At 34.3% G+C, this 13,025-nt stretch carries 18 protein-coding genes; all 18 read right to left on the bottom strand.

Annotation, left to right across the window (positions count from 1 at the left end; translation table 11 throughout):
• Positions 1-91 precede the first annotated feature (91 nt).
• The 18 genes from AB4Y30_RS09715 to aroQ all read right to left on the bottom strand — a co-directional run bounded on the left by AB4Y30_RS09715 (position 92) and on the right by aroQ (position 13,016).
• A complete protein-coding gene (locus AB4Y30_RS09715) occupies positions 92-487 on the bottom strand; it encodes an Asp23/Gls24 family envelope stress response protein (RefSeq protein ID WP_368652042.1) in 396 nt (131 codons plus the stop codon).
• Positions 488-518: 31 nt separating this feature from the next.
• A complete protein-coding gene (gene accC, locus AB4Y30_RS09720) occupies positions 519-1,877 on the bottom strand; it encodes an acetyl-CoA carboxylase biotin carboxylase subunit (RefSeq protein WP_368652043.1) in 1,359 nt (452 codons plus the stop codon).
• 12 nt (positions 1,878-1,889) lie between these two features.
• The gene (accB, locus tag AB4Y30_RS09725; protein ID WP_368652044.1) at positions 1,890-2,381 is read right to left on the bottom strand and encodes an acetyl-CoA carboxylase biotin carboxyl carrier protein; all 492 of its coding nucleotides are present in this window, start codon (positions 2,379-2,381) and stop codon (positions 1,890-1,892) included.
• A gap of 405 nt (positions 2,382-2,786) precedes the next feature.
• Positions 2,787-3,257, bottom strand: coding sequence for an IS200/IS605 family transposase (gene tnpA, locus AB4Y30_RS09730; protein ID WP_368652045.1), 471 nt, complete (start codon positions 3,255-3,257; stop codon positions 2,787-2,789).
• A gap of 186 nt (positions 3,258-3,443) precedes the next feature.
• Positions 3,444-4,145, bottom strand: coding sequence for a hypothetical protein (locus AB4Y30_RS09735; protein ID WP_368652046.1), 702 nt, complete (start codon positions 4,143-4,145; stop codon positions 3,444-3,446).
• A gap of 3 nt (positions 4,146-4,148) precedes the next feature.
• Positions 4,149-5,003 (bottom strand): ABC transporter ATP-binding protein, encoded by an 855-nt coding sequence (locus AB4Y30_RS09740; RefSeq protein ID WP_368652047.1) that lies wholly within the window; start codon positions 5,001-5,003, stop codon positions 4,149-4,151.
• Complete coding sequence (locus tag AB4Y30_RS09745; RefSeq protein WP_368652048.1) at positions 4,993-5,370, bottom strand: GntR family transcriptional regulator; 378 nt, start codon at positions 5,368-5,370, stop codon at positions 4,993-4,995. Before AB4Y30_RS09745 ends, AB4Y30_RS09740 begins: the two co-directional genes overlap by 11 nt.
• 197 nt (positions 5,371-5,567) lie before the next feature.
• Entirely contained in the window at positions 5,568-6,113 is a 546-nt protein-coding gene (locus tag AB4Y30_RS09750) for a SpoIIIAH-like family protein (RefSeq protein WP_368652049.1), read from the bottom strand.
• A 14-nt stretch (positions 6,114-6,127) separates the two neighbouring features.
• The gene (gene spoIIIAG / locus AB4Y30_RS09755) at positions 6,128-6,760 is read right to left on the bottom strand and encodes a stage III sporulation protein AG (RefSeq protein WP_368652050.1); all 633 of its coding nucleotides are present in this window, start codon (positions 6,758-6,760) and stop codon (positions 6,128-6,130) included.
• On the bottom strand, positions 6,757-7,365 hold the full coding sequence (spoIIIAF, locus tag AB4Y30_RS09760) for a stage III sporulation protein AF (RefSeq protein WP_368652051.1): 609 nt from the start codon (positions 7,363-7,365) through the stop codon (positions 6,757-6,759). Before spoIIIAF ends, spoIIIAG begins: the two co-directional genes overlap by 4 nt.
• Before the next feature lie 12 nt (positions 7,366-7,377).
• Entirely contained in the window at positions 7,378-8,547 is a 1,170-nt protein-coding gene (gene spoIIIAE, locus AB4Y30_RS09765; RefSeq protein WP_368652052.1) for a stage III sporulation protein AE, read from the bottom strand.
• Positions 8,548-8,639: 92 nt separating this feature from the next.
• Positions 8,640-9,032, bottom strand: a complete 393-nt coding sequence (spoIIIAD, locus tag AB4Y30_RS09770; RefSeq protein WP_368652053.1) for a stage III sporulation protein AD — start codon at positions 9,030-9,032, stop codon at positions 8,640-8,642.
• An 11-nt stretch (positions 9,033-9,043) separates the two neighbouring features.
• Positions 9,044-9,244 (bottom strand): stage III sporulation protein AC, encoded by a 201-nt coding sequence (gene spoIIIAC, locus AB4Y30_RS09775; RefSeq protein WP_368652054.1) that lies wholly within the window; start codon positions 9,242-9,244, stop codon positions 9,044-9,046.
• 15 nt (positions 9,245-9,259) lie between these two features.
• A complete protein-coding gene (spoIIIAB, locus tag AB4Y30_RS09780; protein ID WP_368652055.1) occupies positions 9,260-9,772 on the bottom strand; it encodes a stage III sporulation protein SpoIIIAB in 513 nt (170 codons plus the stop codon).
• Positions 9,741-10,697: a stage III sporulation protein AA gene (spoIIIAA, locus tag AB4Y30_RS09785; protein WP_368652056.1), complete on the bottom strand. Its 957-nt coding sequence runs from the start codon at positions 10,695-10,697 to the stop codon at positions 9,741-9,743. Before spoIIIAA ends, spoIIIAB begins: the two co-directional genes overlap by 32 nt.
• 146 nt (positions 10,698-10,843) lie before the next feature.
• Entirely contained in the window at positions 10,844-11,401 is a 558-nt protein-coding gene (gene efp / locus AB4Y30_RS09790; RefSeq protein WP_368652057.1) for an elongation factor P, read from the bottom strand.
• A 52-nt stretch (positions 11,402-11,453) separates the two neighbouring features.
• Positions 11,454-12,515: a M24 family metallopeptidase gene (locus AB4Y30_RS09795; protein WP_368652058.1), complete on the bottom strand. Its 1,062-nt coding sequence runs from the start codon at positions 12,513-12,515 to the stop codon at positions 11,454-11,456.
• Between the two features lie 72 nt (positions 12,516-12,587).
• On the bottom strand, positions 12,588-13,016 hold the full coding sequence (aroQ, locus tag AB4Y30_RS09800; RefSeq protein WP_368652059.1) for a type II 3-dehydroquinate dehydratase: 429 nt from the start codon (positions 13,014-13,016) through the stop codon (positions 12,588-12,590).
• Positions 13,017-13,025 lie beyond the last annotated feature (9 nt).

The following is a 13,025-nucleotide window of genomic DNA, read 5'->3' on the forward strand; positions in this document are numbered from 1 at the left end:
TTGCAACAGGATGTTGCGAACTTAACCGATGACAATTTTTATCGGACATTTTGAACACACACGTTTACTGGGTATCCTGTAACCGAATGGCTTACTCTTTTTCTACTGGCTTCGCATCTGTATCCATTTGCACACCAACTACATGAATATTGATTTCATCGATTTCTAACTCTGTCATATTTTTTAATGTTTGTTTAATATTTTTTTGTAGCTTCTGTGCTACCCCAGGAATATTAACACCAAATTTTAACACAACATATAAATCAATTAAAATTCCACGATCTGTTAATTCTAATTTAACACCCTTACTATGTGATTTCTTCACAAAGCGCTCAACCACATCGGAGGCGAAGTTCCCGCGCATGGATGCTAAGCCTTCTACCTCAGACGCAGCAATCCCTGTGATGACTTCTATTACTTCTGGAGCGATTTCTACTTTGCCTAAACTTTCATTATTACTGACATTTAAAAGCGATTTTTCACTCATCGTAACCCTCCTAACCTTGATTATATGTTGATTAATTATTTTCTTCTAATATCGGATATTCCTCTAAGAAATTCGTATTAAATTCTCCCTGTATAAAAACTTCATGATCCATGATGATACGATGAAAAGGAATAGTTGTATGAACTCCTTCAATGATAAACTCATCAAGTGCACGTTTCATTCGATCAATTGCTTCCTTACGAGTTTTCCCATAAGTGATAAGCTTTCCAACCATCGAATCGTAATATGGTGGAATCGTATAACCAGGGTATACGGCAGAATCAATTCGTACTCCCAGACCACCTGGCGCTAAATACATATCAATGGTGCCAGCTGAAGGCATGAAATTTTTAAATGGATCTTCTGCATTAATTCGACACTCGATTGCCCATCCTTCAAACACTACATCCTCTTGTTTAATCGATAATGGTTTATTATTAGCAATATTAATTTGTTCTTTTATTAAATCAACACCTGTAACCATTTCTGTTACTGGATGCTCTACTTGAATTCTTGTATTCATTTCCATGAAATAAAAATTCTCTGTTTTTGGTTCATAAATAAATTCGATAGTACCAGCCCCAACGTAATTCACAGCTTTAGCAGCATTTACAGAAGCTTCTCCCATGCGTTGACGAGTTTCACTAGAAATTGCCGGAGATGGTGTTTCTTCAATTAGCTTTTGTAAACGGCGTTGAATTGTACAATCACGCTCACCTAAATGAATGACATTCCCATGTTCATCAGCCAATACTTGAATTTCAACATGGCGAAAATCTTCAATATATTTCTCAAGATATACTCCTGGATTACCAAATGCAGTTTCTGCTTCTTTTTGGGTAACACGTACGCCCTTTACTAATTCTTCTTCATTACGTGCAACACGGATACCTTTACCGCCTCCACCAGCAGTTGCTTTAATAATAATTGGATAACCAATTGTTTCAGCTACTTTCACAGCTTCATCTGCTGAAGAAACAATTCCTTCTGAACCTGGTACAACAGGTACATTTGCTTGTTTCATTGTTTCTTTTGCAATATCTTTAATACCCATTTTTTGAATGGCTTCTGCAGAAGGGCCGACAAACTTGATATTACATGCATTACATATTTCAGCGAAATCAGCATTCTCCGCTAGGAACCCATATCCTGGATGAATGGCATCTGCCCCTGTTAAGGTAGCTACACTAATAACATTTGCGAAATTTAAATAGCTTTCTTTACTCAGCTTTGGACCTATACAATAGGCTTCATCTGCTAATTGTACATGTAAAGCATCTTCATCTGCTTCTGAATATACTGCGACTGTGGAAATACCCATTTCTTTACATGCTCGAATAATACGAACAGCGATTTCTCCTCTATTCGCAATTAATAATTTCTTAATCAATGACGACACCCCCTATTTTTTCACCCTAAATAGAGGTTGCCCATATTCAACTAATTCTCCGTCTTGAACAAGCACTTCAACAATTTCTCCAGCTGCTTCAGCCTCTATCTCATTAAATAATTTCATTGCTTCTACAATACATACAACTGTATCAGCATTCACTTTACTACCCACAGTTACGTATACATCACTTTCTGGGGATGGTTTACTATAAAAAGTCCCAACCATTGGTGACACAATTTCATAATCATAAGCTACTTCACTTACTACTGCTTCAGCTTCTTCTGCTTTTACAGGCTGCTCCTCTTCTACAACAGGCTTTGTTGCTTTAGAAGCAATTTCTGCTTGTTGCTCATAACTGACAGGTAGAGATGCTACTGTATTGTTGCTATGATTATTTTTCTTTAATGAAACAGTTGCTCCAGCTGACTCATATGTAAATTCATCTATGGATGACTGATCAATTAATTGAATGAGTTCCTTAATTTCGTTTATATTTAACATTGCTTTCCCTCCATTGTTCAAAAGCTATTGCTATTATTATCAACAATAACCTCCTAATAAATCATATTCAAGTCCTATTTAACGATAATAGCTAATGATGCCCTCATTAATTATAACAATCTTATACGGGCAATGCGAATACTTTTATTAACATTATACTGTTTTAGACAGTTAATTGTAAGGAGCTAGTGGAAAAGTATTTTAACCTGAAAATTTAGCTATCAAGAATTGAAATGTTATTCTGGAACAAAAAAATATCCTTCAATACATGCAATCAAAACCACCAGTGTGAACTGGTGGTTTGTTCTGCGGCTAGAAGCCTCTGTTACCGGCCTTGGCCTTAAAGGCCCACTGAATGGGTTTCCCTTTTGCACCACACTTACTCACTGATTCTAAAAGAATCTCTTATTTCTTTTTATTTTTCTTCCCTGTAAATGGATCAAATTCTTCGAATAAAGTTAATTGATCACTCATGTAGTCATCTTTAAGCTGATTTCTTATGTATTCTTGTATTTGATTTTTATTTCTTCCCACTGTATCTACAAAGTAGCCTCGACACCAGAATTTTCGATTACCGTATCTGTACTTTAAATTCGCGTGACGATCAAATATCATTAAGCTACTTTTTCCTTTTAAGTATCCCATGAAGGAAGATACACTTAATTTCGGTGGTATACTCACTAACATATGAATATGATCTCTACACGCATTTGCCTCGTGTATATCAACTTCTTTTCTTTCACAAAGCTCTCTTATAATTTCTCCAATACTTTGTTTGTATTTTCCATAAATCACTTGTCTTCTATATTTTGGAGCAAATACTATATGATACTTACATCTCCACTTTGTATGTGCTAAACTATTCTTGTCCTGCATAGGGCTTTGCCTCCTTCTTTGGTGAGTTTTGGTGGTCGGGAAACCAACCTTAGCTTACCATGAAGAGAGGCTTTTTTTGACCCCACGCTTGAAGCTCTTTAGAACCCCCGGCATAGCCAGGGGTTTTCTAAAATCATAAAAAAAAACTACTCTCTGTCCTTTGACAAAAAGTAGCTTTCCACTTTATTAACGTGTATTCACAATAGTAATTTTCCGCATAAATAGAAATCCGATAAAGTAAAATCCAAGACCAATCAAAGCCATGCTTACAAAAGTTATTATTGTAACATTAGAAAAAAGATTTATAGCTAATTCAATTAACCAGCCTTCAAAAACACCATAAAGTATAACAACAAATAGAATTCCTAACAGACTTCCTCCACCAATTAAGCCAGTACGGTAAAAGATTAATGCAAATAAATATGCTAAGGTCATGATAAAGAACATCACTAACGTATCTACTGCAATTCGCATCGCCCAATTATCTGTCAACACCATGGCTGGATGAACATAAATATAGGTTGTAATTCCAAACGCATGGAATATCCATTCTGTTACCTGCTGCAAGGTGCTTCCTAAAAATGCAATAACAAAAGAATACATCGCCATAAAATATAAGTGCATCAGATACATATTTTTGCGAGTCGCTCCCATTTTCAAGCCAAACGGTACACTTCCTTGGACTAACAGAACCGCGACAATAGCTACATTAAAATAAGTAGCAAACGGTATAGCAAAATACATTTTAAATTCTTCTACTCCAAGTAGTAAATAACAAACAATACCTGATGCGATAATCGCTCCTGTTAATATAGTAAAAAATATTTTTGCTGATCGAATAACATCAGTTGAATAATAATAAAGCAGACCTTTAATTTGATTATTCATGGATTATGCCCCTTTCTTCTCTGTTAAATGGATCATTAATTCTTGAATTGGCACGCCTTCTGTTTCTAAACCCGCTTCCTTTGCCTCTTGTCTGTTTCCAAAAGCATATGCCATGGAATGCCCTGCAAGATCACTACGTTTAATAACTTCTTTATCTGCTAAAAACGCATCTACTTTTTTCTTTGGTCCAGAGACCCCAACCGTTTTTGCTCGTAAATCTTCAGAGCTTTCCTGTAGGATAACTGCACCTTCACTAAGTATGATTACTTCTTCAAACATTAAGCTGACCTCATCAATCAAATGAGTTGAAAAGATAATCGTCCGTGGATTTTCCTGATAATCCTCAAGTAATATTTCATAGAATTTTTTACGAGAAGGAGCATCCATGCCAATATAAGGTTCATCAAATACTGTAATTGGCGCTTTACTTGCTAAGCCTACTGTAATGCCTAATGCAGATTCCATTCCTTTTGATAATGTCTTTACTTTAGCATCATGCTTCAGATTAAAAATTGTTAATAATTCCTCTGCCATTTCCTGATCCCAGTTTGGATAAAAATAAGAAGCAATCTTTAAAACCTGCTTTATTTTAAGCTCAGGACTGAAATTATTTGCTTCTTTAATCAAACAAATAGATTCTGTTAACTTTTGATTATCAAAAGGGTTTTCACCATCAATCATAATATCTCCAGAGGATGCTAATATTTGACCACTTAAAATATCCATAAAAGTTGTTTTTCCTGCACCATTTCTACCAAGCAATCCGTAAATTTTATTACCTTCTAGAGTAAGTGATACATTGTCTAAAGCTCGCTTCTCTCCATAGACTTTACTTAACTGATTTACTTTAATTTCCATCTTCCCCATCCTTCCAATTAAGCATATTCATTAGCTCTTGTTCCTTCATTTGTAGTTTCTGTGCTTCTTTTTTCATTGGTAAGAAATAATTTTCATAAAATGTCTGTTTTCTCTTCTCGATAATAATTTCCTTCGCTTCCTCCGTAACAAACATGCCGACTCCTCTTTTCTTCAACAAAATACCTTCTAAGACAAGCTCATTAATGCCTTTTCCTGCAGTGGCTGGATTAATTTGATAAAACTTAGCAAATTCATTGGTAGAAGGAGCTCGCTCCCCAGCAACTAATGAATCTTCAATAATGGAATCTTCAATCTGCTCTTTAATCTGCAAGAAAATCGGTTTATTTTCATCCAATTTTTTTCTCATTAGCTTCATCCCTTAATTGGTTAATTACTTATGTAACTAACTATAGAACTTATCTTTAAAAATGTCAACCAAAAAAATAGAGAAAATAAAAGAAGGCTAAGAAAAATACTTAGCCTTCCTTGCACTTCACTATTTTTTTATTATGAATAAAGGGGTTCTATCTCTATGTGAGAATAACTTTACTTATTTATAACGAATCAACTTGTCTGTAAACTAACATCCACAGTAATGTCACCAAATTCATCACGTACTAATTGCATAATTTGTACAACTTCTTCATTGGAAAGTTCAACTGTTTTGATATGAACATGAACCTTATTTTCATCTGAACGTACTAATACGTCTTCATATTCTGCTAGGGAATGAATGGTTTCTTCTAAAATAGACTCTTTCGTTTTTACATCATCAAGCTCTTCAATAGAGTTTAGTGCTTCATTCTTTTCTTCCGCAGTTGCAGCACTTGAAGCAACAATTTCTTTTAAACGATCAATCTTCATGCTTCGATTATCTTGAAGTTCTAATCGCAACATTGCAAAGTACTCATCTAATCCAACATTTTGCATATCTTCCATTTCTACTCCTGTTTCATCTGTTAATTCATCTACTTCCGCATCCGAATCTGATAGCGCCATCTCATCATCTATTAACGGCATATTCTCTTTATCCGATGTAATATAATAAACGGTTAATACAACCATTAAGCTTAACATCGTTAATAACCATACCGTTTGTTTTTTTATCATAACATCTCCACCTCTTATTTATTTTTAGATAGTACAGAAATACGATGGGTTGGGACATCTAACACTCTTGAAATTGATTCAATCACCCATGTTTTTGTAGATGCTTGTTCCACACCCTTAGCTGCAACAAGCACGCCTCTAACTTCTGGCTTTTTTATTTGAACGACAAGAGGTGTTTCCTTGTCCCCTTGGCGGATAATAACAACCTGTTGATCCTCTGTTGTATCCTCTACTTTTCTTATGCCACCACTTTTATCTGTTTCATCTGTTACTTGTTTACCTGTCATTGTATTTTTCTCATAGACAGAAATATCTGTAGAATCTAGGTTAACCATTACATCTATCTCTGATATACCAGATACTTTTTCTAGCACTTCTGTTAATTGCTTTTCATAGCTTAACTCCATTTCTCTTATGGTTGTCTGTCTAATTTGTTCTTGTTGTGACGAATTTTTCGCGGCCTCCTTCTCTTGTTCAATAATAATTGGTTGACTCTCCTCTGTTTCTTCTGTTTTAGGTGAAAATACTTTTCCTAAAAGAATTAATAGGAGGCTTAAACAAATCAAAATAATAATGTAATTCCATTTTTTATTAGGCTTCTGATCTCCATTTTCATTGCGAATAAACTGCAATAATTGTTTTATCAAGTTGTCCCCCCTTCCCAATTGATTTGTAATGATTTACCCTCAAGCTCCCAAATCATTTGTAAATATTCTTTAATTTCATCTGTATGCTCGTTTTCCTGATCTAGTACTTGTTTTTCTGGATCAATAATTACTTCATCAATAGGAGAAATATCAACATCTCCCCCTTCTATACTTCCTAAGGTAACAGTTATGCCGTCAAGTCCAGCAAAGGATAATGGCTCGTCAGATTTAAAATCAAAATCAATATCTAAAATAGCGGCTTGATATTCTTCGGCTAGCTGTTTTTCTGCTACTCGAATTAGTTCGATAGAGATCTGTTCTAATATATATGCTTCTTGATTGGACTGTATTTCACTTTTTTGCTGATCTACTTGTTCTTCTACTTCAATATAAGAATTTAGTTCCGTATAGCTAGGTAAAAAGATATCTGCGGGTGTTAGTTTTAGTACATGAAAAATAGGCTGTAAAAACAATAAGATGAGGATTAATCCAAATACTAGTTTGATATATTTTTTCAGTGAAATATCGGGAATAATTAAATCAACAATTGCTGCGATTAACAGATAGATAATAATTTGTCGTGCCCATTCCATAAAAAAAGTCATGAATCCAACTCCTTATTGTAGGAGCAATGTAATATTACTTGCTGCGATAATGATGACGATGCCTAAAAAGAACATAAAGGATAATCCGAGTAAACAAGCTAACATATAACTCATATAATTACCGATCACCTGTAAGCACGTTACAATTTGCTCACTGGCAATGGGTTGAATAATTGCTGCCGAAAATTTGAATAACAATGTGATACTTAGTACTTTCAAAGCTGGAAATAAAACAATTAATAAAGTAATGATAACTCCAGCAATCCCAACTGTATTTTTTAAAATTAAAGTTGCAGAAAGTACTGTATCTGTTGCGTCAATAAAGGTTCTTCCTATTACTGGAACAAAATTCGCAGTAACAAATTTCGCGGTCTTTAAAGCAACACCATCTTGAATCGCATTCGCTGCTCCTTGTACGGAAATAATAGAAATGAAAATGGTGAAAAAGATACCTAAGGATGCTAATGCAATAGTTCTTAGTAACTTTGCAAAATGGGTAACGGAATAATTTGGATTTAAGTTACTGACTAACATGAACAGAGCAGATACAAGTAATACTGGTAAAATAAATTTAGATATGAGTAAACTTGATAATTCTATGAGAATAATAATAATTGGGTGAAAGAAAGCAACAGAAATCAGATTTCCAAATGTCGCCATTAATCCGAGAATCAGTGGAATTAATGCGATCATAAAACTGCTCATTGTTGAGATTGCGCCATTGATATAGTCAAATACAGTGTAAAAACTATTAAGACTTATAAAAATTAATACGAGATATACGATAAAAAACGAGATTCTCTGAATAGAGCTTTGTTCAAAAGCACTATGCATCGTTTCAAGTATGGAAGAAAATATGGCAAGTACAATAATAATGCCCAATAGCTTTCCATTTACAATAAGTTCATGGAAAAAAAATTGAAGGATATTCAGGAAAAATTGAGTGAACATATTTTTATCCACATTATTTAATCCTTCAAAGATAGAAACCTTCTGTAAATCAGGCATAAAATTACCATAATCAGCAATTATTTTTTCCCAAAATACAGTAATTCCATCAAGATTCATATCGCGAAAAATATCTTCTTCCATCTGATCAACTGAGGATTCGGCAATTACTTGAGCTGGAGAAATCAGTGATACGATAAGAAATATTCCTGCTGCTAGTGAATGCTTTTGCATCGAGCACTAGTCCCCTTCCAATAACTAACTAATAGAGATTGTTCAAAAAATCCAACAAAAATGACATGGGCTTTTTTGAACACGCACTAATATTATGTAGCAGGTAAAAAATTTAATAATGCTTCTATAACCGCTGTAATAATTGGGATAGCTAATAATAAAATACTAATTTTTCCAGCTAGTTCAATTTTCGAAGCCAGAGCAGTAAGTCCAACATCTTTAGTCATATTTGCACTAAATTCAACTACATAAGCAATGCCTATTATTTTTAAAATTGTATTTAAATAAACATCATCAATCATTGCTCGATTTCCTAGTGAAGTTAACAATTGAAAAACAGCTCCAATATGATTGATAATCATCAGGAAAATAAAAATCATACTGACTAATACAGTAAAAAAGGCAAAGCTATTATTTATTTCTTTAAGCAATAAAAATAAGATAATTGTGATAAAAACAATCAACACTAATTGTAAGATAGGCATAGGTACATTCCTTAATAGAGAAAGATTGTTCTAATCTGCTCAAATAAATCAGATAAGCCATTAATTACGATCACTAGAACAATAATAAAACCAACTAAGGTTGCAAATTGTGCTATCTCTTCTTTACCCATTTGTTTTAAAATCGTCTGTATGAGAGCAACGATGACACCAATGCCAGCAATTTGAAATAAAATGGTTGAATCAAGCCACATTAGCTGTGCTCCTTTCTAAATAAGCAATATGGTGAAGAAGAGCCCGATTAAAAAACCTAACACTTTACTCATGCTTCCATAACGAAGTTGAAAATCTCTAGCACTTTCTAACTCCTGGTCCAAATGAGCAATAGCTAGTCTGATTTGTTTTTGTTGTTGCATAAAATCATGCTGTCCTAAGGTACGACCAAATTGCTGTAAAATTTCTGATTCATTCGCACCTAATGAAGAATTCTGTAAATAATCACGTAACTGTTCTTCCCACATCTTCGTAAAATCATAAACCTCATGCTTCATCGCTTCACTTAACTGTTGAAAGAAAAGTTTAGCTGGCTCGGCTATTCTTTTTGCAATTAGATTAAAAGCGGATTGCAATGGGAGTTGACTATATAGCATCTCAGCCTCTAATATTTGTAATGCATTTTTCAATTGACGAATATGTGCAGGTCTCTGGTTGATTTTCTTACTCCATTCAAAGCCAATCCATGTACTTGTACTAATAAGTATGAGAACGCCTAGCCATTTCATGATTATTTCCTCCAGAAATCTGATACAAAGTTCTTTCTTCTTGATCCATAATTGTCTCCACTACTCCGGGCTGCTGCTGATCAGATAAGATAAGATAGCGCTCAAACATTTTTTGTTCAAATAAATAATGTAAGGATGGTCTCTTCTTTAACTCTGATAATGTTCGTCCATGTATGGTGCAAAAAATAGTAACACCTGCATTGATTGCTTCCATCAATGCTTGTACATCAGCTTCGCTGCCAATCTCATCAACTACAATCACCTGAGGTGACATAGAACGAATTGCCATCATCATTCCTGCTGCCTTTGGACATGCATCCATCACGTCAGTTCGTAATCCCAATTGATTTTGTGGGATACCATCCACAGATGCGGCGATTTCTGATCTTTCATCAATAACTGCAACTTTCGTAGCTGGAAGCGCTGAAACTCCATTAGCAATAAAGCGGGTAATATCTCTTATCATAGTTGTTTTACCACTTTGTGGAGTACCAATAATTAAACTATTTAAATACTTTCTATCTTGATGCAAATAAGGTATCCAATCTTTTGCTACCCCTATTTTTTCCTTAGCAATACGGATATTTAAGAAAGTAATATGCTGAAGAGCTTTTACTTCACCATTTCTCGTTATTACTTTTCCAGCTAAACCAATACGATGACCACCTTTTATGGTTATAAATCCCTCTCTTAGCTCGTCTTCTAACCGATAAAGCGAATGCTCACTCAGTTGACCAATAATATATGCACTATCTGTTTGCTTTAGAACATATTCAAAGATCCATTCCGTTTTAGCATTAAATATTAATTCTATTGGTTGATGTATTCGTATTCTAATCTCTTGTAGTTTATTCCAGCGCTGACCAATTACTTTTTGAAGTAAAACAGATAATGAGTTAGGGAATATTCGTAGAATCTCTTGCACTTATACCTCCACTCTTTTCTTCTTGGATATATTTCATTTTATGATCCTAGCAAACGATTTATGAATTTGTTGCACAAAAAATAGGTGATAGATATGATCAATAAAACTGATACACATCTATCACCTATTTTTTTTAACATTATCTCTTATGCGCGAGATACATACTTACCTTCAGCTGTGTTAATAATCAATGTTTCACCTTCATTAATAAATAAAGGGACATGTACAATTAATCCAGTTTCCATTGTTGCGGGTTTAGAAGCACCACTAACAGTATCTCCTTTTAAACCTGGCTCTGTTTCAACAACAACTAACTCTACATTATTAGGTAAATCTACTCCAATTACTTCACCTTCGTAAGTAATTATAGATACTTCCGCATTTTCTTTAATGAATTTTAATTCATATTCAAGCTGACTTGCTGGTAATTCAATTTGTTCATATGTTTCTGTATCCATAAATGCATGAGAATCACCAGAAGCATATAAATATTGCATTTTTTTATGTTCAATATGTGCACGGTTTACTTTTTCTCCTGCACGGAAAGTTTTCTCTTGGATATTTCCATTTCTTAAATTACGTAATTTAGAACGTACAAATGCAGCACCTTTTCCAGGCTTTACATGCTGGAATTCAATAACCTGCCATAGGTTACCCTCTACTACAATTGTAAGTCCTGTTTTAAAATCATTTACTGAAATCATAATTATTTATCCTCCTTGTCCGATTGCTCGGAGCTTTTAAGCAAAAATCGCCCTATAAGTATATTAATTCCTTTGATGCATATGTCAAGCGCTCATTTCCAGTTTTTGTAATAACAATATCATCTTCTATACGGCAACCACCAGTATTTGAAATATATATACCTGGTTCTACTGTAACTACCATTCCTGGGGTTAACACCGTCTTAGATCGTATTGATAAGGTTGGTGCTTCATGAATTTCTAAACCTATCCCATGACCTGTTGAATGACCAAAATATTTCCCATATCCTTTACTCGTAATGTAATCACGTGTTAAGGCATCTGCTTCTCTCCCAGTCATTCCTGGTTTAATCTCGTTTACTCCGATCATTTGAGCTTCTAAAACGGTTTGATAAATCTGCATTAATTCATCACTGATATTTCCAACAGCAACAGTTCTTGTGATATCAGAACAGTATCCTTTATAAAGTGCACCAAAATCCATTGTCACAAGCTCACCTGTATTAATCTTTTTCGTGCTCGCTGTTCCATGAGGTAAAGCAGAGCGATATCCTGAAGCAACAATAATATCAAAGCTTGAAGAACTAGCTCCCTGTTTTCGCATAAAAAACTCTAACTCATTGGCAATATCTATTTCAGGAACACCTGGTTTTATAAAAGATAGTATATGCTCAAATGCATCATCAACGATTTTACCAGCTTCTTTTAGAATCTGAATTTCCTCATCTGATTTAATCACACGAAGTTCTTCAATTAGTCCTTCAACTGGCACTAATTCTACCGGAAATACGTTTTTAAAACGTTCATATTCCGCATAAGTTACAGCAAATTTTTCAAAACCGACATTTTTTACTTGTAGAGCTTCCAATTGTGATTTTGCTTCTAGTTCAATTGCCTGTGTATGCTCAATAATTTTAAATTCTTTAGCTTGTTCTTGTGCTTGATCTGTATATCGAAAATCAGTAATAAAAATACCTTCTTGAGGTGTAATTATAGCCATTCCAGCTGTACCAGTAAATCCGGTTATGTATCTCCGATTATATGGATTCGTCACAATTAGGGCGTCTAGTCCCTTTTCACTTAATTTCGCTTGCAGCTTAGCAAGTTTACTCATCTAATACCCCTTTCTTTATTTTTTAAAGAGAAGCTACCTTCAGCAAAGAATCTCTTTCTTTAGTGAACACTTTTAGTCCGTGATAAATGCCTGAGCAGCCAATTGATATCCTAATGCACCTAGTCCTACAATTTGCCCATGGCATGCTGGTGCTGTCATGGAAACATGACGAAATGCTTCTCTCTGATGAACATTAGAAATATGCACTTCAATCACTGGTGTAGAAATAGATTGAATTGCATCATGTAAAGCAATACTAGTATGTGTATAAGCTGCAGGATTAAAGATAATTCCTTTATATACTCCGTCTGCTTTATGCAAGCAATCAATTAGCTCACCTTCATGATTGGATTGAAAGCAATCCAATTCATACCCATGTTTTTGTACGAGTGCACCCACATCATTCTCAATATCCTCTAATGTAAAAGTACCGTAGAATTCTTTTTCACGTTTACCAAGTCGATTGATATTAGGTCCGTTTAATAATAATATTTTTTTCATTTTAAAATG

It is taken from the genome of Ornithinibacillus sp. 4-3 (assembly GCF_040958695.1).
Lineage (GTDB): Bacteria > Bacillota > Bacilli > Bacillales > Amphibacillaceae > CALAMD01.

Coding starts and splice junctions, on each gene's coding strand:
- AB4Y30_RS09715 (WP_368652042.1), bottom strand. CDS start 487: ATGAGTGAAAAATCGCTTTTAAATGTCAGTAATAATGAAAGTTTAGGC.
- accB (WP_368652044.1), bottom strand. CDS start 2,381: ATGTTAAATATAAACGAAATTAAGGAACTCATTCAATTAATTGATCAG.
- tnpA (WP_368652045.1), bottom strand. CDS start 3,257: ATGCAGGACAAGAATAGTTTAGCACATACAAAGTGGAGATGTAAGTAT.
- AB4Y30_RS09735 (WP_368652046.1), bottom strand. CDS start 4,145: ATGAATAATCAAATTAAAGGTCTGCTTTATTATTATTCAACTGATGTT.
- AB4Y30_RS09740 (WP_368652047.1), bottom strand. CDS start 5,003: ATGGAAATTAAAGTAAATCAGTTAAGTAAAGTCTATGGAGAGAAGCGA.
- AB4Y30_RS09745 (WP_368652048.1), bottom strand. CDS start 5,370: ATGAGAAAAAAATTGGATGAAAATAAACCGATTTTCTTGCAGATTAAA.
- AB4Y30_RS09750 (WP_368652049.1), bottom strand. CDS start 6,113: ATGATAAAAAAACAAACGGTATGGTTATTAACGATGTTAAGCTTAATG.
- spoIIIAF (WP_368652051.1), bottom strand. CDS start 7,365: ATGACTTTTTTTATGGAATGGGCACGACAAATTATTATCTATCTGTTA.
- spoIIIAE (WP_368652052.1), bottom strand. CDS start 8,547: ATGCAAAAGCATTCACTAGCAGCAGGAATATTTCTTATCGTATCACTG.
- spoIIIAD (WP_368652053.1), bottom strand. CDS start 9,032: ATGCCTATCTTACAATTAGTGTTGATTGTTTTTATCACAATTATCTTA.
- spoIIIAC (WP_368652054.1), bottom strand. CDS start 9,244: ATGTGGCTTGATTCAACCATTTTATTTCAAATTGCTGGCATTGGTGTC.
- spoIIIAB (WP_368652055.1), bottom strand. CDS start 9,772: ATGAAATGGCTAGGCGTTCTCATACTTATTAGTACAAGTACATGGATT.
- efp (WP_368652057.1), bottom strand. CDS start 11,401: ATGATTTCAGTAAATGATTTTAAAACAGGACTTACAATTGTAGTAGAG.
- AB4Y30_RS09795 (WP_368652058.1), bottom strand. CDS start 12,515: ATGAGTAAACTTGCTAAGCTGCAAGCGAAATTAAGTGAAAAGGGACTA.
- aroQ (WP_368652059.1), bottom strand. CDS start 13,016: ATGAAAAAAATATTATTATTAAACGGACCTAATATCAATCGACTTGGT.